Source organism: Paenibacillus sp. EB106-04-04-XG159 (genome assembly GCF_058791835.1).
On the sequence record NZ_JBYTDY010000006.1, the window covers coordinates 125111 to 148028 of the forward strand.

Annotated in this window: 17 protein-coding genes and 5 tRNA genes; 6 read left to right on the plus strand and 16 right to left on the minus strand. The window is 48.9% G+C overall.

All coding sequences use genetic code 11. The features are described 5' to 3' along the window. Positions 1-31 precede the first annotated feature (31 nt). The gene (locus AC3WTP_RS09380; protein WP_492394337.1) at positions 32-349 is read right to left on the minus strand and encodes a thioredoxin family protein; all 318 of its coding nucleotides are present in this window, start codon (positions 347-349) and stop codon (positions 32-34) included. A 319-nt stretch (positions 350-668) separates the two neighbouring features. Between AC3WTP_RS09380 and AC3WTP_RS09385 the strand changes: the two genes are divergently transcribed. From AC3WTP_RS09385 to AC3WTP_RS09400, 4 genes are all read left to right on the plus strand, one after another. Continuing rightward, positions 669-1112 carry a helical membrane plugin domain-containing protein gene (locus tag AC3WTP_RS09385; RefSeq protein ID WP_492394338.1) on the plus strand — a complete coding sequence of 148 codons (444 nt, stop codon included), beginning with the start codon at positions 669-671 and terminating at the stop codon, positions 1110-1112. A 39-nt stretch (positions 1113-1151) separates the two neighbouring features. Further along, complete coding sequence (locus AC3WTP_RS09390) at positions 1152-2330, plus strand: NAD(P)/FAD-dependent oxidoreductase (protein WP_492394339.1); 1179 nt, start codon at positions 1152-1154, stop codon at positions 2328-2330. A 97-nt stretch (positions 2331-2427) separates the two neighbouring features. After that, a complete protein-coding gene (locus AC3WTP_RS09395) occupies positions 2428-3348 on the plus strand; it encodes a prenyltransferase (protein WP_492394340.1) in 921 nt (306 codons plus the stop codon). Positions 3349-3391: 43 nt separating this feature from the next. Further along, positions 3392-4120, plus strand: coding sequence for a DUF6081 family protein (locus AC3WTP_RS09400; protein ID WP_492394341.1), 729 nt, complete (start codon positions 3392-3394; stop codon positions 4118-4120). Between the two features lie 46 nt (positions 4121-4166). Here the strand turns inward: AC3WTP_RS09400 and AC3WTP_RS09405 are convergent, their stop codons facing one another. The 8 genes from AC3WTP_RS09405 to AC3WTP_RS09440 all read right to left on the minus strand — a co-directional run bounded on the left by AC3WTP_RS09405 (position 4167) and on the right by AC3WTP_RS09440 (position 8268). Further along, entirely contained in the window at positions 4167-5834 is a 1668-nt protein-coding gene (locus AC3WTP_RS09405; RefSeq protein WP_492394342.1) for a DUF4091 domain-containing protein, read from the minus strand. Between the two features lie 179 nt (positions 5835-6013). After that, a tRNA-Leu gene (locus tag AC3WTP_RS09410) sits at positions 6014-6099 on the minus strand. Positions 6100-6127: 28 nt separating this feature from the next. Then, positions 6128-6203, minus strand: a tRNA-Lys gene (locus tag AC3WTP_RS09415). Positions 6204-6254: 51 nt separating this feature from the next. Continuing rightward, positions 6255-6329 (minus strand) — tRNA-Glu (locus AC3WTP_RS09420). A 270-nt stretch (positions 6330-6599) separates the two neighbouring features. Then, a tRNA-Ser gene (locus tag AC3WTP_RS09425) sits at positions 6600-6688 on the minus strand. A 4-nt stretch (positions 6689-6692) separates the two neighbouring features. After that, positions 6693-6768 (minus strand) — tRNA-Asn (locus AC3WTP_RS09430). A 140-nt stretch (positions 6769-6908) separates the two neighbouring features. Beyond that, positions 6909-7733: a uroporphyrinogen-III synthase gene (locus AC3WTP_RS09435; protein ID WP_492394343.1), complete on the minus strand. Its 825-nt coding sequence runs from the start codon at positions 7731-7733 to the stop codon at positions 6909-6911. A 58-nt stretch (positions 7734-7791) separates the two neighbouring features. Further along, on the minus strand, positions 7792-8268 hold the full coding sequence (locus tag AC3WTP_RS09440) for a SprT family protein (protein ID WP_492394344.1): 477 nt from the start codon (positions 8266-8268) through the stop codon (positions 7792-7794). Positions 8269-8424: 156 nt separating this feature from the next. On the opposite strand from AC3WTP_RS09440, the gene AC3WTP_RS09445 reads away from it, so the two are divergent. After that, positions 8425-8778 carry a hydrolase/acyltransferase gene (locus tag AC3WTP_RS09445; protein WP_492394345.1) on the plus strand — a complete coding sequence of 118 codons (354 nt, stop codon included), beginning with the start codon at positions 8425-8427 and terminating at the stop codon, positions 8776-8778. Positions 8779-8937: 159 nt separating this feature from the next. Further along, entirely contained in the window at positions 8938-9057 is a 120-nt protein-coding gene (gene cmpA, locus AC3WTP_RS09450; RefSeq protein WP_458567240.1) for a cortex morphogenetic protein CmpA, read from the plus strand. 141 nt (positions 9058-9198) lie between these two features. Here the strand turns inward: cmpA and AC3WTP_RS09455 are convergent, their stop codons facing one another. The 7 genes from AC3WTP_RS09455 to AC3WTP_RS09485 all read right to left on the minus strand — a co-directional run bounded on the left by AC3WTP_RS09455 (position 9199) and on the right by AC3WTP_RS09485 (position 22624). After that, a complete protein-coding gene (locus AC3WTP_RS09455) occupies positions 9199-9573 on the minus strand; it encodes a hypothetical protein (protein WP_492394346.1) in 375 nt (124 codons plus the stop codon). Positions 9574-9820: 247 nt separating this feature from the next. After that, a complete protein-coding gene (locus AC3WTP_RS09460) occupies positions 9821-12055 on the minus strand; it encodes a Tex family protein (RefSeq protein WP_492394496.1) in 2235 nt (744 codons plus the stop codon). Positions 12056-12216: 161 nt separating this feature from the next. Next, entirely contained in the window at positions 12217-12567 is a 351-nt protein-coding gene (locus AC3WTP_RS09465) for a type II toxin-antitoxin system PemK/MazF family toxin (RefSeq protein ID WP_458567243.1), read from the minus strand. Between the two features lie 3 nt (positions 12568-12570). Further along, positions 12571-12852, minus strand: coding sequence for a CopG family ribbon-helix-helix protein (locus AC3WTP_RS09470; protein ID WP_492394347.1), 282 nt, complete (start codon positions 12850-12852; stop codon positions 12571-12573). A 247-nt stretch (positions 12853-13099) separates the two neighbouring features. After that, positions 13100-14296 (minus strand): alanine racemase, encoded by a 1197-nt coding sequence (gene alr, locus AC3WTP_RS09475; protein ID WP_492394497.1) that lies wholly within the window; start codon positions 14294-14296, stop codon positions 13100-13102. Positions 14297-14420: 124 nt separating this feature from the next. Next, complete coding sequence (locus AC3WTP_RS09480) at positions 14421-15593, minus strand: outer membrane lipoprotein-sorting protein (RefSeq protein WP_492394348.1); 1173 nt, start codon at positions 15591-15593, stop codon at positions 14421-14423. Between the two features lie 716 nt (positions 15594-16309). Continuing rightward, positions 16310-22624, minus strand: coding sequence for a phosphodiester glycosidase family protein (locus AC3WTP_RS09485; RefSeq protein WP_492394349.1), 6315 nt, complete (start codon positions 22622-22624; stop codon positions 16310-16312). Positions 22625-22918 lie beyond the last annotated feature (294 nt).

Sequence of the window (22918 nt, forward strand, 5' to 3'; positions counted from 1 at the left end):
TATAACCCCCGCATTCCGGATGAAGTTCGATTTATGATAGCGTATCTAGAAGTTCTCTAATCTGATTCGGCGTCTTCGTAAACTTGCTGTGCAGATGTCCAACCTTCTGACCGTTCTTATAGATAATCAGACTCGGAATACCTCTAACCTGATTCGCTTCCGCAATATGCTGATATTGTTCAGCATCGATCTCGAGCCATGTCTTATCAGCATGCTCGGTAATGATATCGCCAATAAAGCGATCAAGATTTTTACAATCCGGGCACCATGTCGTAGTGAACTTCAAAATGGTGTAGCCTTCCTGTGCAATTTGGGTCTGATACTGCTCTTCAGAGCTTACTTTTTCCATTGTTATCATCCTCGCTAATGTTCATGTGGTTATATTTCATTATATAGTAATTCATCTCGTAAATGCTTGATTCACACCTATTTCCTACAGCGCTGTTACAAAATTCACAATTTTTCAACATTTTATGTTCAAAAGTTGACTTTCCCCTCTGTAATTATTTCAATATGTATTTTATAATTAGTTTTATTAAGTGATAATTGTTATTAATTGAGGATGATATTCACTAAACTCTATTTCAAGTTATGAACTTGTATGAAGGCAGAAGTTAATCTGCCCCCTAGAATGAAGCAAAAACGCTAACTGTAAAGGAGAACTGGATATGTCAGAAACAAACACACAAATCAACACTGAACATGAAGTGCTGCCGTTATCCGCTAATCAAGGCAAGCTTGATATTCTGGATCAGCTGATGAAGCCGGAAGTTCAGGAATCACTAACTGTATTGGTAGAGCAGCTGCCTAAGCTGACCGAGATGGTCAACGTACTGACAAAGTCATATGATTTCGTACAAGCTGTGGCAACTGACGATATCTTGAAGAACGACACGGTTGGCGCGATTAAGGAGCTTGCAGGTCCTGTTACAGATACGGTTAAGAATATCGCGGCAACGGCTATAGAAGCAAAGGATCGCGCTGAAGCAAGTCAAGAAGCGATCGGTCTCTTTGGTCTATTAAAAATGATGAAGGATCCACAAACGCAGAAGTTGTTCCGTTTCGCTAACGCTTATCTTCAAATCTCAAGTGAACGAGCTAATCAAAAATAGTTCCATTTTCATGGAATAAGTAAGGACGGAGGATAAACTATGTCTAAACATATTGTCATCTTAGGTGCAGGCTATGGCGGACTTCTAGCTGCATTAAATGTTCGTAAATATTACAGCAAGGCTGAAGCGCAAGTAACGGTTATTAATCAATACCCAACACATCAAATCATTACGGAATTGCATCGCCTGGCAGCAGGCAGCGTTGCGGAAAAAGCTGTTGCTATGCCGTTAGAGAAGCTGTTCAAAGGCCAAGATATCCATTTGCGCATCGCTACGGTAGAGTCATTCAACGTTAATGAGAAGCAAGTAAAACTGTCGGACGGTTCTTTCATGAACTATGACGCTTTAGTAGTTGCATTAGGAAGCAAGACTGCATACTTCAACATTCCAGGCCTTGAGCAAAACAGCATGGTACTGAAGTCGGCAGACGATGCGAACAAGATCCATCAGCATATCCAAGATCGTCTTCAAGCTTATGCGAAGTCGAAAAATGAAGCTGATGCAACCATCTTAATCGGTGGCGGCGGCTTGACGGGCGTCGAGCTAGTCGGCGAAATTGCAGACAAGATGCCTGCATGGACTAAGAACTACGGCATCGATCCTGCTGAGATCAAGCTGATTCTCGTAGAGGCAGGGCCTAAGATTCTGCCAGTGCTCCCAGATCATCTGATTGCTCGCGCAACAGAGAGTCTTGAAGCCCGCGGCGTGAAGTTCTTGACGGGCGTTGCGGTTACGAATGTTGCAGGGAACGTCGTTGACTTGAAGGACGGTTCACAGGTCGTAACGAACACCTTCGTATGGACTGGCGGCGTTCAAGGCAACCCGCTCGTTGGCGAATCGGGTCTTGAAGTGAACCGCGGACGCGCATCCGTGAATGAGCATCTTCAATCCGTATCCCATCCTGACGTATTCGTGGCTGGCGACAGCGCCGTATTCTTCGCTCCAGACGGCCGTCCATATCCGCCAACTGCTCAGATCGCATGGCAGATGGGTGAGCTGATCGGTTATAATCTGCACGCGTACCTTGAACAGAAGAAGATGGAGGCGTTCAACCCTATCAACTCCGGTACGCTTGCCAGCCTCGGACGTAAAGATGCTGTAGCTACGATTGGCGCGAACAATACTTCTCTAAAAGGTTTGCCAGCTACCATGATGAAAGAAGCAAGTAATATTCGTTATTTGTCCCATATTAAGGCGCTATTTGCCTTAGCTTATTAATTCATATCTATGCTAAACTCCACTCCCAGCCCATACTTTTGGTTGGGAGTGAAGTGTTTAGAGATTCATTTTCCAGTATTGTGGAGGGAACATCCGCATGAACAAATTGCAGCTATTTATGAAAGCGTCGCGGGTACAGGTTGTCCCGATTATGCTCATCCCTGTCATTCTGGGAGCATTGGGCGCTTATGTATGGGAGGGCGTGTTTCATCCCCTCCTGCTTATCATCACCTTGCTGGGCTCGGCGGCCGCGCACCTATTTTCCAACATGATCAATGATCTATGGGATTATCGCAGCGGTGTGGATATAGCAGCTAAAGAAACGGCTGGGACCATATCTACGAATTCAGGATTTCTCGCAAACGGCATAATGAGCGAGCGCACCTTTGCCATTATGACATGGGCACTGTTCGGCTTTGGTATGCTGTGCGCTATTATTCTAAGCCTCATCAGTGGATGGTGGGCGTTTGGACTTGGCTTGCTGGGCGGATTAATTGCTTATTTCTACGTTGGACCGCCGCTTCGCTTCGGATATCGGGGCAAGGGCTACAGCGAGATTGCTATTCTACTCTCATTTGGGGTACTGCCAATCGCAGGTTCCTACTATGTGCAGACGAGCCATTTTGACTACCGGGCTATATTGCTGTCGTTGCCGATTGGTCTCTTGACTACGCTTATTCTGTTCAATCATCACTTCCTGCATTGGCAGGCGGATAAGCAATCAGGCAAGAATACGCTGGTCGTCGTATGGGGCGAAGAACGAGCGCTCAAGTTCTCGAAGCTTCTGCTCTTCCTCGCGTACGGCAGTCTAGTCCTGTGTGTCGTTCTCGGCATCCTGCCGATGTACGCGCTCATCGCGGTCATCACAGTGATACCGCTCTATCAAACCTATGGCAGAGTTCGCACGAGCGGACAGGCTCACGCCTTCCTGCCATTGATGAAATCGTCACTTCAAGCTACGATACGCTGCGGAGCGATCATGATGATTTCACTTATCATACAAGGTCTTATTCAATAAGCTAATTTATTCCCATATTACAACATAGAAGGAGTTATAGACTATGGAAAAACAGATCGTATTAGGCGACTTTGATACCATCCTGAATGAAGGGCATGTGTGGAAGATGGGCGGCTTCAAGCTTCCAGACGGCTCATTCTGGGAATATCGCGAACCGAACGCGACAGTAATTGTACGCAATGGAATCCTCTATGTACGTGCTCCGCTTAGCCGTCAGAACCATCAGGTTCAGATTCTGGATAACGCGAAGCACATGTACTACTCTGTCGAGGAGATTCAAGTACCGGAGCAGGGCGAGATCAGCTTCGAGCTTGATATTCGCGCAAGAACACAGAACACGGTTCCAAACGACTTGTACGATGGCTATGTATCGCTTAACCTGCTCGATTTCTCAACAGGCGGCGCGCTAGATTTCTTCGCAGGCCGAGACAAATATGCGAGCGTGTATGCAGTATTGCCATTCCCAGGTGTACAAGTTCCGGAAACCAATAAGACGAGATACTTCTGCATCTTTAAGGAAGACACGAACTTCAAAGCTGGCGAATTCAACAACTACCGCATCACGTATAACCGCGGTAACGATGAGATCGTGTTCTACGTAAACGGCGAGGAAGTGCGCCGCGAGAAGAACGTGCCGATCAAGTTCAACAAGTTCACGGTTGCGCTTGGTATTATGACGGAGAAGGATTTAACGCCGGAAGGCAGTGTATCCGTGCACGGTCAAACCGTAACCGCTGAATATTCCCCTGTAAAGATCACGATTAACGAATAATACGCAATAGGGGGCTTGCTGACAGCAAGCCCCTTTTTTATTTCCATCATGAAATGAGTACGTGCTTGATTGCGCTGTTAATAGCCTCTCGCCGCTGCAGCAGCCACGCCGCCTCATGCGGATACCCCTTGAACGTGATCGGCTGCTCGGCGCCTGTTTCGATCAGTTCAAGCACTGCCTCTCGGCCAATCAGCCCTTCGAGAAGCTGCATCGCGCGAATATCCTGCATCACTTCGCGCATTAATGCTAAGCGTATCGAGCCAACAGGCCCTTCCTTGCCCGGGTACACGAGATACGGGTCTCCTGATGGAAATGCGCGATCCGCATCCGTTGTACGATACGGATCAATCGGTCTGCGGGAGTATTGAGAGAACCAGAAGTTGTATCCCCAATGCAGAAAGCCTTGCAGCTCATATTTGTACATCTGCAAGCCTAGTATTCGCGCTCGAGCCGACGGCATGCAATAGAAGCGATTGGATACATCGACATACTGTCCAGTGCAGTAATACGTCCATAATGGCTTCACATTATGCGTCAGGAACGGCTCAATATGATCGCTGGACGGTATCGGTGTTGGAACTAAGCCGCGCTCATAGAAGTCATAGTCTGACAATGCGTCGATAATCAGAATATCTTCCCCCAAGCCTTCCTGCAGCAATCGTTTTGCATGCTCGTAGAACGATATATGCTCCAGGATCGGCTCATCCGAGACGTGGAAGTAGCAGTGATCCACGATGCCCTTTTCCTCAATCCAAGCCCGCAGCTCTGGCAGAAACTGTTTCAGAAAATGGGCATATTCCTCACCTGTCGCGTCGGTATCCCAGCCAAACAGCTGTTCCAGCTCCCCCTCTTTCCAGCCTACAATCTTAGGAGCATGCTTCGCACCCCATTGTGTGAATAGGTGAGAAAATTCAATATATTTCACGCCAGCTGCTAAGCATACATCGACCCAGCGATCCAGCTCATCAAACGAGAAGCTATATTGTCCAGGAGCAGATACTTCGACTTCGATCAGTTGAACTGTCGGTCGTTCTCCCCCAACTTCTGTATCCAGCGGAGGGGTAAATAGCGGCGTTAGAATCATATTCATTCCATGCTCAACTGCAGTTTCAATATAAGCCTGCACAAGTGTCCAATAAGCCTCGCTAAAAACAGGCACTCGATAATGCGTCGCGATACAATCGGTGTGGAGCCATTCGGTATGGATGAATGTCTGTTCCGGGAGCGCGGCAGCGATGACCTCAAGTGAGAATATCTTCTCGCCGATTAATCCCTGTGATTCTGAAATTAATTGCACCTTAAGCTCATGCTTGCCAGGCTTTGTTCGTTTATCCGTCTTCACCGTAATCCAGATCGATCTCCATTGATTCGGCAGCGCCAGAAATGGACCGCCTTCTTGCTCCGTAAAGAGCGGATCTGGGTATAGACCTGGAGTTGTCCGCAATAGATTGTCATCATGACCAGCGTGTATGGGATACTCGGACGGCACTAGGCCAACAGCATATACCGACAGGTCTGCTTCAAGACTAGCTTCAATATGTACCTTCATATCCTTCAGCACATAAGGAGCCCGGTAAGCAAGTTGGAATGAATACGCTTCGTGCAGCAAGGTGCTGCCCTGTTCATGAGCCTTTTCCTGTAGTTCTTCATCTGGAAATACTTTGGCTAGCGAGGACAGCAGTATGAGTTCCCATTGTTCTGCCTTATTGGCCATTCGATTATCGCTCCTTATCGGTCATTTCTTCATCCTACAAGAGTTATCGATAGTTCTCGGCTGTAAGAGAAGCATATTCGATTGACACGATGATTACAACTTCTAGCATTCAATCACTTTTTCGAAATTAAACGCAAAAAAATCCTTGCGCTTCCGCAAGGATTATCATTCGTAAGTTATGGTGCGGTAGAGAGGACTCGAACCTCCACGAGCGTACGCCCACTACCCCCTCAAGATAGCGTGTCTGCCATTCCACCACTACCGCACATTTAGGGATACCAGATAAAAAATACTGGTGAGCCATGAAGGACTCGAACCTTCGACACCCTGATTAAAAGTCAGGTGCTCTACCAACTGAGCTAATGGCTCTTGATGCTGAAACTCTGATGTTAGTACACGTCCACTATACAGCTAGAGTGTTGGTGACCCGTAGGGGATTCGAACCCCTGTTACCTCCGTGAAAGGGAGGTGTCTTAACCCCTTGACCAACGGGCCGCAGTTTCATCAATGTTCCGTCACCTCATCAGCGACATTTAAGAGTATATCAAACAGAGATGAAGTTGGCAACCCCTTTTTTTATCCTTTTTCAGCCAAGTTTTAAACGAGATCACGAAGATGTTCGAACAACAATTATCATCTCCGAAGCGGACATTTTTCATACTTGATCGTATAACTCTTTGGCGATCTGAGCTTGATTGCTTGATGAATTCGGAAAACAAAAAAATCCCTTGCGGGATTTTACAAAAAGATAAAGTTAAAGTTAAATGGCGGAGAAAGGGGGATTCGAACCCCCGCGGCTGTTACACCCTAACGCTTTAGCAAAGCGCCCCCTTCGGCCTCTTGGGTATCTCTCCATAGTGGCTCCCCGAACAGGACTCGAACCTGTGACAACTCGATTAACAGTCGAGTGCTCTACCGACTGAGCTATCAGGGAATGACAATTTCTAATTTACCATGAACAGTTAACGATGTCAAGCATCCTTGAATAGCACGTGAAAAATCTCTTGTGTACATCAAGCAAGCGCGGTGCCGTGCCTTGGCGGCACATGCGCGCAAGTGCTTAGGAGCAAGCCGTTAGCCTTGCTCCTCCTGGTACCAGTGCGAGAGCGCGACGATGAGCGCTCCCATGCGCTCCTCCTGCGGCACGAGAATGCGCGCCACGCCTTCGTCGCTGAGCGCGGCGGCAGTTACCTTGCCGACCGCAGCGGCGAGTGTGCGCCCTTCGAAGATGCCGCGCAGCTCTGCCGCGAGCCCCTGTTCTTCCGCATAGCGGAACAGGTTGCGCGCTTGCGGGGCGCTCGTGATCGCCACCGCGTCGATCTCGCCCGCGAGCAGCTCACGCAGGAGCTGCTCGATGTCCTCCGGCGGCGGCGCGGTATGGCGATACGGCAGCAGCTCAATCAAGCTCGCGCCGAAAGCCTGCGCGCAGCGCACAAGCGCGGGCGCGGGATCGCCGTGCAGCTGCAGCGCGAGCCGCTTGCCGCGCCAGGCATCGCTGCCGAGCGCCTCCATCGCGCGCACGAGGCCTAACGTGGAGCCGTCATCGTCGCGCACATCCGGCGTGATGCCCAGCTTCCGCAGGGCATTCACCGTCTTATAGCCGCGCGCGGCGTGCTTGAGCTCGCTAAGCCTTAGCAGCAGCTCGTCGAGCTTACCCGCTTCACGAGCTGCTTCAATCAATTGATTGACGCCCATCCCGGTCGTCCAAATGACCCAATCCAGCGGATGTTGAAGCAGCTTGTCGACTTCACTGTCCAGATGCTCGAACGCTTCGAGCATCGTCCCCTGAAGTGGACGAATCAACGGCACTCCACCCTGCTTCTGTACGAGTATAGACATCTCTTCCGCCTTGCGCGGTCCGGTTATTGCAATGACTTTGCCTTCCAGCTTATTTGCCATTCCCATACCTCCCAAGAGATTCATTCAGGTCCGTTTCCGCCCAAGCAGCAATAAACAGCTAAACAAGTGTTTCCTGCTTCAGCTTGCCCCTGCATACACCGCATGCATATTTTCGAATATCGACTTTGCGCTTGCGCATATACTTCTGACCGCATGCATGGCATACAAGCTGATACCGATACGGCTCTGTTCGCTTACGCTTCTGATCCGGCATCGACTTGCAATATCTCGAGCCGCCGACGGCAGCCAGCAGCTGCTTAAAGTCGGCATCCCGATGCTGATACCCCCTGCCCGCCAAATGAAGATGATAGTGGCATAGCTCATGCTTAATGATTCTCTCCACTTCTTCCGCTCCATTGATATCATACTGCTTCGGATTAATCTCTATGTCATGGGACTTCAACAAATAACGTCCACCCGTTGTAGACAAGCGGGCATTCCAACGCGCCTTATGTCGGAACGGTCTTCTGAAATCACGCATCGACACCTGCTCAATCCAACGCTGAAGCTCCTCATTAGTCACGATTTTTTCCATATGAATCGCCTTTCTATCCTGCAGTCTAGTAAGATCATTGTATATTGAATCTACTTGAATTTGTACTTGAACTCCTTTACACTGTCAAGAGAATCAATGATGAATCCATAGAAGGCCTTATATAGTAGGCTCTGATGATAGAGGAGAGGATTACGAATGTCCAAGATGCGCTATATCATCTTTAAACACGATACAGAGTTTGAATATGTGGAAATGCCTGCGGATTACGCCTATCAGCTTAGCGCGCTTAATCTCCGTTTGAATAAAGAAATCGGCAAGCTGACCGCATCCAATGTGCCTAAATTGCCGGTGGCTGTTGCAGAGTGCGCCCAACTGGAGCTGCTGCGCGAGCAGGATCAGATCATTAGCGGTCTCGATTATATGAATAGACTGGAACGCGCGTTTAGCAGCATCCGCGAGACAGAATACCCCCTGATCGCTCTGCTGACTGAGATTCGCGCTCTGTTGGCTCAGCTTGAGCAGTGGTATGAGGAAGAAGCGGAGCTTTAAAACTTACGCTTCATGGCGAACATTGAAGAGCATCTTTACTAGTATCGAAAATGATCTAGTGGAGGTGCTTTTTTATTCGGACCTGCACCTCTATAAACCTTAGCCCATAAGATAGCGGTACAATGAGTATACCGTCCCCACCAGAAGGAGGTAACCCCAATGCCGCAATGGTTGAGCAATCAATTGATGCGCGCCTTCCAGAAGAAGGATCGGCGACAAATTAAATTATTGAATGAGTGCTGGTTTTTTTATCGTTCGAATCCGCAAACTCGCTATTAGATGGCAGCGGCTCTATCGCAAGCACCTGACTCGCAGCCACGCTTTTTCTATGCCGCCTAAAGACCCTAACCATCCGAGCAACTCAGATTAAACCTTGCTTATTGATCAAACTCAACAATAAATCCCGTCCTCAACTCTCGATTAAGGGCGGGATTTTTTCATTTTACGCTTCTTTTTGTGCACATTAGATTTGTTTCGTAATACCCCAACTGGAGTAGTCGCAATTCCCCCTACAACCGTAGGTTCAGCCTGAGCGCTCTCCCTCTCCTTCTCCGCCTTAGCCATGTATAATGCTGCTAATCCTATGACACTGCTGAGAATATTGACATAAACCGAAAGTATAGCTAAATCATCTGATGATAAATTATCAGTTTGAAAAATATCACCTGCAGGATCCCTATTTACTGTTGTCTTTGCCGGATTTCCATTCTTTTGATTCTGCTTATCGCTTGGCTGCTCTGTTTTCACTACTTTTTCTGCTGACTTGTCATTTTTTTTATGCTGAGACTCATTCATACTGACTTCCCCGCAATATTACATCTTGGCGAGCAAGGTCTGTTTCCTGCAGCAAAGAGCCGCGCGCTTGCATCTGCTTATTTGCTGTCATTCGCATCACTCCCTATACAAAATGCAGGGCAACAATACCCGCCTATCCTGTAGCATATGAAGGCGGGTGCGGATGCGTATGGATGAATGCCCAACGACTGAGCGGTTGCACATGACAACATATAAGCCGAGTGCAGTCTCGCACTCGGCTCATCTTTTAAGTGTTATTCGGTTTACGCATCGTCAAGCCGACTCTGCCCTTCTTCAGATCCACATTAAGCACCCATACGGTCACGTTGTCTCCAACCGCTACCACATCAAGCGGGTGCTTGACGAAACGATCGCTTAGCTGCGAGATATGCACCAAGCCATCGTTCTTGATGCCGATATCGATGAACGCACCGAAGTCGATTACGTTGCGCACGGTGCCTTGAAGCTCCATCCCCGGCTTCAAGTCCTCGATCTGCAGGACATCCGTCCGGAAGATCGGCGTCGGAAGCTCTTCACGCGGATCTCGTCCTGGTCGGAGCAGGCTGTCGATAATATCTTTCAAGGTCGGAACACCTACCTCGAGCTCGCCTGCCACCTTGGCAACATCGATCTTCGACAGCTGAGACACGAGCTCAGTCGTGCCGATTGATGTTTCCTTCAGCCCTAATTGAGCCAGCAAGCGTTCAACAACCCCGTACGATTCAGGGTGGATCGGCGTCTTGTCCAGCATTCGCTTGCTTTCCATAACGCGCAGGAAGCCAATCGACTGTTCATAAGCCTTCGGACCAAGGCGCGGAACCTTCTGCAGCTGCTTGCGATCGAGATACTTGCCATTCTCTTCTCTATATTTCACGATATTTTTGGCTAACGTCGAGTTGATGCCCGATACATAGGATAATAAGGATGGCGATGCCGTATTCACATCCACACCGACATGGTTAACGGCGGATTCAACAACCGCACCCAAGCTCTCTTCCAAGCGTTTCTGCGCGACATCGTGCTGATATTGACCGACGCCGATCGCTTTCGGTTCGATCTTAACCAGCTCAGCTAGCGGGTCCTGCATCCGGCGCGCGATGGAGGCGGCGCTCCGTTCAGCCACGTCCAGATCGGGGAACTCCTCTTGCGCCAGCTTGGACGCAGAGTACACGCTCGCTCCCGCTTCATTCACGATGACATACTGCAGTTCTTGTCCAGTGGCAGTCTTGCGCTTGCCGATCCAATCCGCCACAAATTGCTCAGTCTCGCGGGAAGCAGTCCCGTTCCCGATCACGACAAGCTCGACGCCGTGACGATCCGCAAGCTCCGTGAACTTGCGCTCCGCTTCAACTACTTTATTGTTCGGCGGTGTCGGATAGGTTACCGCCACTTCGAGCAGCTTGCCGGTGTCATCGACGACTGACAGCTTGCAGCCTGTCCGGAAAGCGGGGTCGACTCCGAGCACCGTCTTGCCCTTCACTGGCGGCTGCAGCAGCAAGCTGCGCAGGTTAAGAGCGAACACTTGAATGGCCTGCTCTTCGGCCTTCTCCGTGAGCTCCCCGCGCACATCGCGCTCAATAGATGGCGCAAGCAGGCGCTTGTACGCATCCTCGACCGTCGCCGCTAGAAAATCACGCACTACGGAAGGATAATGAATCCATTGGCGCTCCATATATACAGCTATCTTGTCAGCAGCCACATCCAGATATACCTTCAGTATCTCTTCTCGCTCACCGCGATTAATGGCCAGGATTCGATGCGAAGGCAGTCGCTTTACAGGCTCCGAGTAAGCGTAGTACATCTCATAGACAGATTCCTCTTCGCTGTCCTTCGCCTCTGTCCGCAGCACTCCTTGATCGTATGTAAATTGGCGCACCCATTTTCGAACGTTAGGATCGTCCGCCATCAGCTCCGCAATGATGTCTAGAGCGCCCTGCACCGCTTGCTCGGCGGTCTCCACACCCTTGTCCGCATCGACGTACTTCGCGCCTTCCGTCTCCGCGCTGCCAGACTTCGGTTCACTCAATATCCACTCTGCGAGCGGTTCTAGTCCGCGCTCCTTCGCTACACTGGCACGGGTCTTGCGCTTCTGGCGATAAGGTCGATACAGATCCTCGACCTCTTGAAGCTTGACGGCCTTAACAATGGACTGCTTCAGCGATTCTGTCAGCTTGCCCTGCTCTGCAATGAGCCGCAGCACTTCACGCTTCCGCACTTCCAAGCCGCGCATATAGCCCAAGCGCTCTTCAAGAGCGCGCAACTGGTTCTCATCCAGCTCACCGGTCATCTCTTTGCGATAACGCGCGATAAACGGGATCGTATTCCCCTCATCCAGCAGCTGAATCGTACGTTCAGCCTGCCCTTTGCCAAGAGAAAGCTCCGATATAAGCTGCTTCAACAGACGCTCCGCTTCTCCTGCTTGCGACTGCTCTAAGAAGCTGTCTAGAGAAGTCATGTCCAATACTTCATCAAGTGCGCTCATGTAGGTCCCCTTTTCTTCGTAATTGCTGTCAACCATCGTATTCTTCTCTCTATTGTCGCAAACTTTCAGCACAATTTCCACTCTTTGAACGCGGTAGAATCAACATCAATCCCAAATGCAAAAAAACCGCCGGACATCCCCAGCGGTCTTCAAATCGTGCATTAAAAATCAATTAAGCCGATGCTAATCTGCAGTGCATCATCCACTTTACGCATCGTTTCTTCATCCAGATGCGTAATCTTGTCTGTCAGTCGCTGCTTATCAATCGTCCGGATCTGTTCCAGCAGAATAACCGAATCCCGATCGAACTCATGACTTGCGGCATCGATTTCTACATGTGTTGGCAGCTTCGCTTTCTGTATCTGAGCAGTTATAGCCGCTACGATAACCGTAGGGCTAAAGCGGTTGCCAATGTCATTCTGAATGACGAGAACAGGACGGACCCCGCCTTGTTCCGATCCGACAACAGGAGATAAATCGGCAAAAAAAACGTCGCCGCGCTTTACGATCAATGTTTACACCCCGCTTACTAAACGGCCGACAGTGCCATTCGCGTCCTCTTCAGCATAGAAAGCCTCGGATGCCATTGTCAAATTGATCTTCGCCATTTCCATATAACCACGCTGCATCGAATCTCGAATATGACGTTTCTTCCGGTCACTTAAATATAATTTCATTGCTTGTCGAATAAATTCGCTGCGATTGGAATTCTCCATGGCAACGATGCCGTCCACTTCTTGAAGTAATTGGTCGGGCAAGCTGATCATTATCCTTTTGGTGTTCTGAATATTAGCCACCTGTCCTCGCACCTCCAAAACCTTTGCTGCCTAGTATCCATTATGTCGATCCAGTAGTAAAATTATACAGAATCATATATATGCTGCGTAAAGATGAAGTATGTTGCTCATCCATACAGCGATGTGTTCATACCGGTTCATACCGCATTGGTAAGTTAACTTATTCTCTATCCCCTTATTCGTGATAAGAAGTCATATTCCTTCCTCACATCACATAATCACATTAGGGAAATTACGGAAAAACATACTAATTCCACAAGGGATTAACTAAACTGCGTACTTGTTTATCTTCAATATAGACACGCGGCACACGATGTGCAAGCATGCACGCGACTTCATAATGAATCGTTCCGAGCTTGTCGGCAAGCTCATCAATTGGAATGGAGGCATTCCCCTGTGTCCCGATGAGTACGACTTCTTCCCCGACTGTCACGTTTGCAGCCTCTTCACCTAGAGGCAGAAGCGATATCATGCACTGATCCATGCAGATCCGTCCTACAACCGGAACGCGCTTTCCTCGAATCAACATTTCCACAGTCCCGCTCATCATACGTGAATAACCATCCGCATAGCCGATTGGAATCGTCGCGATCCATTCCGCATCTCCAGTATGATAGTGCGCTCCGTAGCTGATGGCTTCATGGGCAGGCATCTTCTTTACGTGTACTACCTTCGTCTTCAATGATAGTATAGGCTGCAGTTCGATACGCTGTTGATCTACTTCCGCAGATGGATATAGTCCGTACAAGCTGACGCCAACACGAATCATATCATAACCATACTCCAACAGATCGATTGCTGCTGCGCTGTTGCTCACATGTACAATTGCTGGACGCAAACCAGCTGCATCCAGTGCCTCCACAACAGCACGAAAGCGTGAATGCTGCATGGTTGTATAGCTCTTGTCCGTCTCATCAGCGCATGCGAAGTGAGTAAACAACCCTTCGACTTCTACACCTTCTATAGCCGACAGCCGTCTCACACAAGCGACAGCTTCTTCAATCGATCGAATTCCGAGCCTTCCCATACCAGAATCGATCTTAACATGTACCTTGAGCTTGCGTCCACTGTGGTTTGCTGACAATCTAGGTGCAAGTTGTTCCAGCGCCTCTACGACTTCCAATGAATACACATTCAACGTTATATCATGGCAAAATGCCGTCGGAATTCCTTCCGGCGGCGTATAGCCTAGTACTAATATAGGGGTGTTATTGCCTGACTGTCTTATCTGAATTGCTTCATCTAAAAAGGCTACGTTCAGGTAATCTACACCCTCTTCAGCAGCAACTCTCGACACATCTACAGCGCCATGGCCATAGCCATTGGCTTTAACACATACGCTAAGCTTAACATGTGCCGGAGTCGCTTGACGAAATGCTCGTATATTATGACGCAGCTTATTAATATCAATCTCAGCGCGCGTTGGCCGATAATATGCTTCCAAGACTGTCACCTTCTCCGTCCCCTTCTCTTCCGATCATGCCACAACAAATCTATGTTAATGCTCATGAGGAAGACTGTCAACGAAGATGTAAGAAATTGGTGGAAACGCGCGCTGTCCTGCTTGATTATTTTCCAGGCTGCTCAACCATAGATTGGGCAATCTTCACCATTTCGGATTCAGGGAGGTCATTCGTAGTCAGACGATACTTCACACCATCTTCCATCCAAGTGAGAGTCTTCTGCTCATCACCAACCAATTGACCTACAGTGAAGCCCATATCCAATCCGTGTCCCCAGATAACGCCAGTTTCCATATCCTTCGGTCTAGATTCCATAATGGTGTAATTGTAAGTTCCCGTGTAGCGCAGCAGCACGGCGTGGTTCTCATTTTCCGGAACTTCAACACTATCCTTCAGGGCTACACCTTCTGGCGTATAGTTCGGTGTGATCATACCGAATGGTCCCATATCCATCGTGCCCTGCTCTTTACCTTGTGGATCTTTACCGTCTGCTGGACCATTCTGATTGTCGGCCGGATCTGCGTTCTTGTCAGTTCCCTCCTTCTGCTCAGGAACGGTCGTTGGAGCCGCGTTATTCTTCGCGTCTTCACTTTCAGTCACTTGCTTGATCGGATCCGGCATAATCTCAGCTGGATCAATATTAGCGCTGGCTGACATGTTGCGCTGCATGTCGAAGGCATCCTTATCAAAGTGCTTATCGAATTCAAACTGGGAGAACTTCATCTCCAGCACGACTCTCGATTCCGCATCCGTCACTTGTACATGCTTAGGCTTATAGTCGCTGGAATTGAGCCAGATCTTCTGCTTGACGAGCGAATCTGTCTGATAATTAGCGGCGACTTCGAAGATATAGCTGTCGCCTTCCTTCAAGAACTGGCGGTTGTTGTCCGACAAGATGCTGTGCACCAGCGTCTGATACAGATACACTTGACCCTGATTATCCGGCCAATCGCTCTGGAATCGGAAACTCTTCTTCAAGCTAGGAGTCAGTACGAACACGCCTTCATCGTTGCGGAGTACAATCTGTTTCACATCTTTCTTCGCGTTGGTCAGCTCGATGCGGTAATAGGAAGGGTCCTGATACCACACCTCCACCTGATATTCCAACGGCTGCTGGCCCGAGTACAGAATCATCGTGCCGATTCCTGCATAGCTCTCCAGCTTATTCATCTTCTGATCCAACTCCTTGACCACTGAAGCAGCGTCTTTCTGACCGCAACCGGCCATAAAGATCGCAAAGCTCATCATAATGGTCAACACCCATGTGAAACGTCGCATGAGATCATCCCCTCTGACATATTAAATTCTTCGCCAATTGTTCGGCTTCATCACTGATAACATGTCTATGAGGGTACTTGGACAATTATGCAAACAAGCCTGACAAGCGTGACGAGCTTTATTTTATCAGTAATATCTTATTGAAGCAGTTGGATTGGCGTACACTGGACTCGCTAATGCAATAAGAGGCTGTCCTAAAAGTCATTTTTCTCATGTCTTTTGGGACAACCCTTCTTTGTTGCTACAACAAGAAACCGCTTACCTAGTCGATGAGACTGGATCAGCGGTCTTTTTATCCGATAGCACATACGGTGACAGCAAAGTCGTATGACCCGCGCTTGAACGGACACAGGGGACGCTATTTCATGATTTCGGGGTATTTTTTGAGGGCTTACGGACTCAGATGACGCTATTTGCTTCAAAACTAGCACTAAACTGCTTATTCAGGTCAAATAACGGCTCTACGGTCCGCTAGTATGGCGAATTAGTGGTGTTTGCGGCAAATAGCGGATCGTGTGTCCGCTCCCGGTCCTTGTAGATAGCTATCGATTTTATCGATGACGTCTCAGACGCCTCAACCGCATCAGAGAGCCGAAAAACAAGGGGCTTTCCCAGGTAGAAAAAATCCACTTTTGGGACAGCCCCTTATTGGCTTGCAAATTACCTAGTTGAAGTTCACTTCATATGACCGCTGATTCTCGCTCAGCTTCACCTAATCACTCGCCGTGAGTGTTTCCAAAGAGTGAGAGCTTGCTCAACAGATTGTAAGCAACCTGCACACTCTCCGCTCTCGTGGCAATACCCTTCGGCGCGAATACACCTTCGCTTCGCCCCTTCAGAAGACCGAGCGCGCTCGCTCCGGCGATTGCTTCTTGGGACCATGGCGATGCCTTATGGAGATCCTTAAAGCCATTCGCTCCTGGCGCCGCTTGGACGCTCTGCTCTGTCGCATACTCATAGGCGCGAACGAGCATAACAGCCATCTCCTCGCGAGTGATCGACGCTTCAGGCTTGAACAGAGTTGCGCTGACGCCGTTCACGATTCCGGCTTCAGTTGCTGCATAGATGGCGTCAGCATACCATGCCGTTTCCGGCACATCTGTATAGCCAGCAGTACCCTGCCCTTCAAGACCCAGCACACGAACGAGCATCGAGATGAACTCAGCTCTCGTTACGGTAGCGGCTGGTGCGAATGAAGTTGAACTTACACCATTAACAAGCTGCTTCGCTGAAAGCTCCTTAATGACGTCCTCAGCCCAGAAGCCAGCTGGGATGTCACTATAATGCTTGTTGTATTCGAGTACTACGTAGTTTCCTGGATGATCAATATTTGCGACAATCTTAGAATCTGAGACCGTGCCGCCGATATAGCGCAGCTTGCCATCAGCTAGAATTTCATATACGCCTGCCAGCCTCGGATTGATCGACGAATCAACAGCCAGCTCAATCTGCATGGATGGCTTATAAGATACAACTTCTTGACTCGCTTCACCTTCCACTGCTCGTGTCAGCCCTATGCTGAACACCTGACCTGCTGCGCGCAGCTCTGCATGAGCTTCACGAGCCAGCTTATCTACCTGCTTCTTCGTATCCTCAGCAGCCGCTTCCTTATAGCTTAACGTAAGGATCCCTTTGTTAGCAGGATCACTAATCAAGGAATAAGGAATCGTCAACTTGATCTGCTGCGTAACGATTTGAAGCGGCTTTCCATTCAGAATGCTTGCCGCATCAGGTGGAAGCTGGATAAACTGTACAGGCTTGTCGATGTTCAGAATCGCCATTCCGTTCTGAATCGATTCCCGTAGTTGATCAGATGTAATGACCTTTGTATCCTCATTCTCTGCAGGCGGTTTAACAATCGGGTCGCTTGGACCCGGATCGACAACCGGCCAGTCCTTTATGGTGTAAGTTCGCTCGCCGTACACACTTTCTACTACACTTGTCGCCCGTACCGTCACCGTACCCGGACGAAGGGCTGTTAATAATCCATTCTCGCTAATCGATGCAGCACCTGCAGCCGAATCATTTCGAATAGACCAAGTGACATCCTTACTATAGGCCTGTTCTGGCAGTACCTCTGCGGTCAGCTGCATGCTCTCCCCTGTATACAGGCTGGAAGCCTTTGAATGAATGTTAACCTTCTCTGGTAGAATCACGCTGTCTGCGGTCACGTGAATCGCGCTTTCGCCATATACGCTCTCGATCACACTTGTCGCACGTACGACGGCAGTTCCTTCACGCAAGCCTGTGACCGTGCCGTCCTGGCTCACCGCTACAGCAGCATCCGGCGAGTCATTCATTACTGACCAAGTGACAGTCTTGTTGGTTGCTTGCTCCGGCAATACCGTAGCCTTCAGCTTTACCTTGCCGCCAATGCCGATGCTTGCGCTCGGTTGATCGATATGGACGGCAGTAGGCTCTGTAATTGGCCCTGTCTGCGGCGTAACGGTCACCGTGCTTTCGCCATATACACTGTCCACGACACTCGTCGCACGAACGACGGCAGTTCCTTCACGCTGCGCTGTTACAAGCCCATCCTGGCTTACCGTAACGGCGGCATCGGGAGATGAATCAACGACGGACCAAGTTAAGCTCTTATGGGCTGCTTCAACAGGCAAGACGGTTGCTTGAAGCTGAGCACTTTTTCCTACACCTAGAGTGACTTGCGGCTGATCCATGATGACTTCTGTCGGTAAAGGCGCCTCTTTTTTATGAAGTGTAAATTGATCAACTACCCTGCCTCCAACCGTCTTCGTGATGAAGTTCAGTTGATCGCCATTAATTTCGACGGATGAATACATCTGCGTCTTCTCTTCATCATAAACGTCGATCCAAGGTCTATTCGTAAGGGAATAGAACTTAGGTCCTGTGGAGCCTCCGACAACATAGGTGGTTCCATTGCCTTGTTCAACCTTCTGGCCGTCCTTCATCTGGTTTCTCAAGTAAATATGATCATGACCGTTTAGAACGAGATCAACCCCGCCAGCTTCTAATATAGGAGCCCAGTAGTTGCGGACGGTATCGGAATTGTAAATGCTGCCATAAGGACCGCGGTGGAAGAACGTAATCTTCCATCCCTTATCGGTGCTCGCAAGATCCGCCTTCAGCCACTCCGCTTGCTCTTGAAGCTGCTCTTCACTGTTGAGTACGACAAAATGAGCATCCCCATAGTCGAAGGAGAAGTTGCTGCCCTTTAACGAATCCAATCCATTGCCCGGTTGGTTAAAATGAGCATTAAAATCACTGTTGCCATTCTGCATCGCCTCATGGTTCCCGATAGCTGCGACAAATGTCGTATTCATCAGCTCCTGTTGAGCTGCATTGAACCACATATTCCATTCGGCTTCATTGTACCCTTTATCTACCATGTCTCCCACATGCAACATAAATTGCGCATCTGGATGCTCTGCAACTGCTGTCTTCACGGTGTTGCCCCACAGATTGTAGCCCGCTTGATCGGTCGCTTGTGAGTCTGCAAAGAACAGGAACTTAAATGGTTCATCTGTACGACTATCGGTCTGGAATGTCCCTTGAACGCTATAATTTCCATTACCATCACCGACTCGGTACATATAAGCTGTACCTGGCTCAAGCCCTGCAGCAGAAGCTTTATGGACACGAACTGTGCCGAGATCCTGCGTGCTGTACAGGCTGCTTGAGCCCGTGAATTGCAGCGTTTGCGGCGAATTAAAGCCTGTGAATTCGGACTGCTTCTCGATCTCCACTACAGATCCGATCGTTGTCGGATCAGTCTGCCAAGTGAAGCCGCGAGATGTGGAAGGATCCTGCCCCATCGTTACGACGACATTGGATGGGATTGGAGCTCCGGCATGGCCGGATACGGTAAATGTCTCGACCTTGCTGTAAGCAGAACCAAGCTTAGCTTGCAATTTATATTCCTTCGGGGTTGTCGTGAGAGCATCGGTCGTTAAGATCCCTTGTGCATCCGTACTGCCAATCTCCGCTCCATCAGCGATAATCTTGGCAGCTTCAACAGGCTGCCCTTGTTCATCGCTGACCTTGAATTCAGTTGGATAGCCCTGAACGATACCGTCCTTATTCCACGTTAATTGCAGCTTGTTCTTAATGTCCGATTGAATAGGGAGCCCGAAGAACGGGAACACCGTCTCGCCTGCATTCGTAAATTCAATCGAGCCGGACTTAAAGCTAAGTGTATGCGTTCCTTCAGCTTTAGGCTTTACTCGATACTGGATGTGAGCAAGAATGTCCTGATCCGTCAATGCTGCCGAGCTTAACTGGCTTAGGTTGACGGTTACTACTCCATTAGCTTCATCCACTTCAGAGTTCAATTGTCCGTCAGTTAGCTTATCTCCAGCCACAACCTGGAAGTCATCGACGAGCGTCGGATCGAACGCTAAGGATAGACTTGCATTCTTAATAACTGAAGCATTTTTCGCCGTAATATCCACTGCATACGTATCACCGGCATATAGCGTTGTCGGCGTCGTATATTCGATCTTGGCAGCGCCCGTATCCACCTGGAAGGTCCATTCTTTCGTCGTTTGGTTTCCCGATAAGTCCTTCACCTGAACCTTGGCTTGATGTACACCGTCCGCAAGCGGCACTGTCGGCGTATAATGAATACGGCCTTCAGGCGGATAGAGTGTATGCTGAACCCGTATGCCATCAACATACATACGTATGGAAGCAGGATCGATCAGTGTGTTGCCGGGATTCTGCGTATGGTCATATCCGTAGTCCTCTGCATTTACCGATATAACAGGTTTATTGTTCTTAACCGTTAAGCCTTCGGCTGGCGAGATGTTCTTGATAACAGGCGGATCCAAATCATCATTAGCAGGTCCATAGAGAGCCCGAATCTGATCTACGTATATGGTGCCTGCATCTTTCTTCGCAGCGGAAGTTTCCATATAACGAACAGGCATATCCATAGAGAGCGGCATCGTTCGGCCCTTAGGAACCGTTGCTTCAAGGTATCTCCAGCCTTCGAAGTTAACTCCAGTCTTTTCATCTGTAAAATCAATCGGTATTGTGCCCTTCGCATCTCGAAGCTGAGCGCGCAGCCAATGCTTGTTATCGTCTCCGTATACCCACATACTAATTTTCTCAGGATAACCTGGAATCTGAATATTCATAGATGAATCTTTCGTCTGAAGATAGGCTCCGGAGGTGCCCGGCTTACCTGTGAAGTCATAATCCAGCTTCAAAGCGCCATTGCCGAAGCGAATGAACTCTTCATTCGTGGATTCGATGCTTGCGATTGACTTTACATAACTAGCACCTTCTGTAGTCTTGTATCTGTCCAGCCCATTCTCAAAGTCTTCTAAGATTACAGGAGGGACGCCTACATTCACATCCATACTTGTCGATATTCCCTTATAACTGACGGTGATCTTCCCACTCAAGTCAGTGCCGGTGGCTGCGGTAAACACCCCGTCAGCATCAATCGTGCCAATAGCCGGATCAGCACTCCATTGAAATAGCTTGTTGTCCGCTTGGATAACCTGACCATCTCTCAACGCCATAACGGAGAGCTTTTCTGATTTTCCCGACTCAAATGTTTTCAGCTCATGGGGGAATCGGAGCTCTGTGAGCTGTTCGACGACTTCAACCTGAGCTGTACCTGTTAGTTCTCCTGCTGCTACTGTGATCGTTCCAGTGCCTGGACTTAAACTTGCAGACAGTTGTCCGGTCACGGGGTCAATCGTTCCAATCGACGAATCAGCAGACCATACTGGAGCATCTGAGATCGGCGCAGGATGAAGATTAGCATCGATCCCCGCAGCTGAGAACGTAACGGAAGTCGTTCCAGCCAGAACTCGTTCTAAGTTTGGCTTAACGGCGAGAGAAGTCGCGTGGCCTTCTGCCGCTTTATTCACGAGCAATAGACCGTTAGCAGTCGAGCGCTCGTTGCCATCAGAAGGGCTATTTACGACTTTCCGAGCTGTTTCACCAGCTGGACGAATGACCATAGTAGATGAACCGCCGCCATCTAGATTCAAGGCATTAACGACACCCATATCCTTCATGATCTGTCCCAGCTGTTGCAGAGTTACGCCTTCACTATAGCCAGGCTGTCTGCCATCGATCTGGAAGAAGACGATCTTGCCATCCGCTTTCGTACCGATTGCAGTGCGAGGAGCTAATGAAGGGTCGGCGATGGACTGTACTTCACCGTCCACAACTAACATGGTACTTCCGCCTATCGCCATGGTCACATCTTCCCAACCAGAGCTAAGCTGAAAACTTGCTGTCACCTGGTCGCCAACTTCGAGACCAGACAGCAGTTGACGAGCGGCTCCTGATGCGGACAAGACGACTTGACCTGCCGCGAGCGGAGTATTTCCTTTATCCTTATGTATCTGAGCAACCTCGAGTAACATGGTTTCTCCACTCTTGATATCACCGCTAATGATATTCAAGACGACCTCGTCACCGAGATTATTCGTATCCGTTGAGGTATTGTAATCGAAAGTGTATAGGTTTAAGCTGTTATCGCCGCGCGGACGGTTAATATGAGTAATCGAACTGCTTACACCATCAATAGTGATCGTCCGTGTTAATTGAGGACTCGCAGAATACATCGTGGATCCATCCTCTTTAATGGCAAAGGCATTCCAGTCTGCAGGGGGACTGATGAGAATTCGACCATCTCCCATAAAGAAGCCTAGAGGAACGCCATTAGACATGTCATAGAAATCGCCATTAATCGCGGCAATTACTTTGTTGCCGGGTTGGTCAGCATCGGTTGCCATTTTGCTGACTCCAGTCATTCCGAACACCTTATGATTCGTTAGGCCTGGCTGGAGCTCCAAAGCTGGATTCTTAGGGTCAAATTCAACAGCCGCAGCTTTTTGAAGTCCGTTTACGTCTTTCATACTATACTTGTAATAGGTAGCGCCTGGTCCAATCTCTGAGGTCCTTTCATCCAGAATTGACGCAGGGGTGGAAGAGGTGTCAGCATAAGCCTGACCGATCGGGGCTAAGACTGATGTTATCAATAGCACAGATAAGAACAGACTAATCTTACGTTGAAGTCTACTATTCATTGTTCATCTTTCCTCCTTGGGTTAATAGATTCAGGATCGTACCCCTGTCTAGTAAATGGAGCTAACGCAAACAATTTAAGAATAGAGCCTTAATGTAAACAGAGGTTCCTTTAAATTTAAATTAATTGTAAATGAAACAATTTACATGAAGCGTCGGTCTCAATTCTATGAGTGTCGTAAAATGGGGTGAAGGAGTACTTTCTTCCTCTCGCGGAAGTGCAATGGGACTATAACAAAAAACCTCCAACGCCTCTTGTAAGAGGTATTGGAGGTTCTGAATTCCTATTGCGCTGC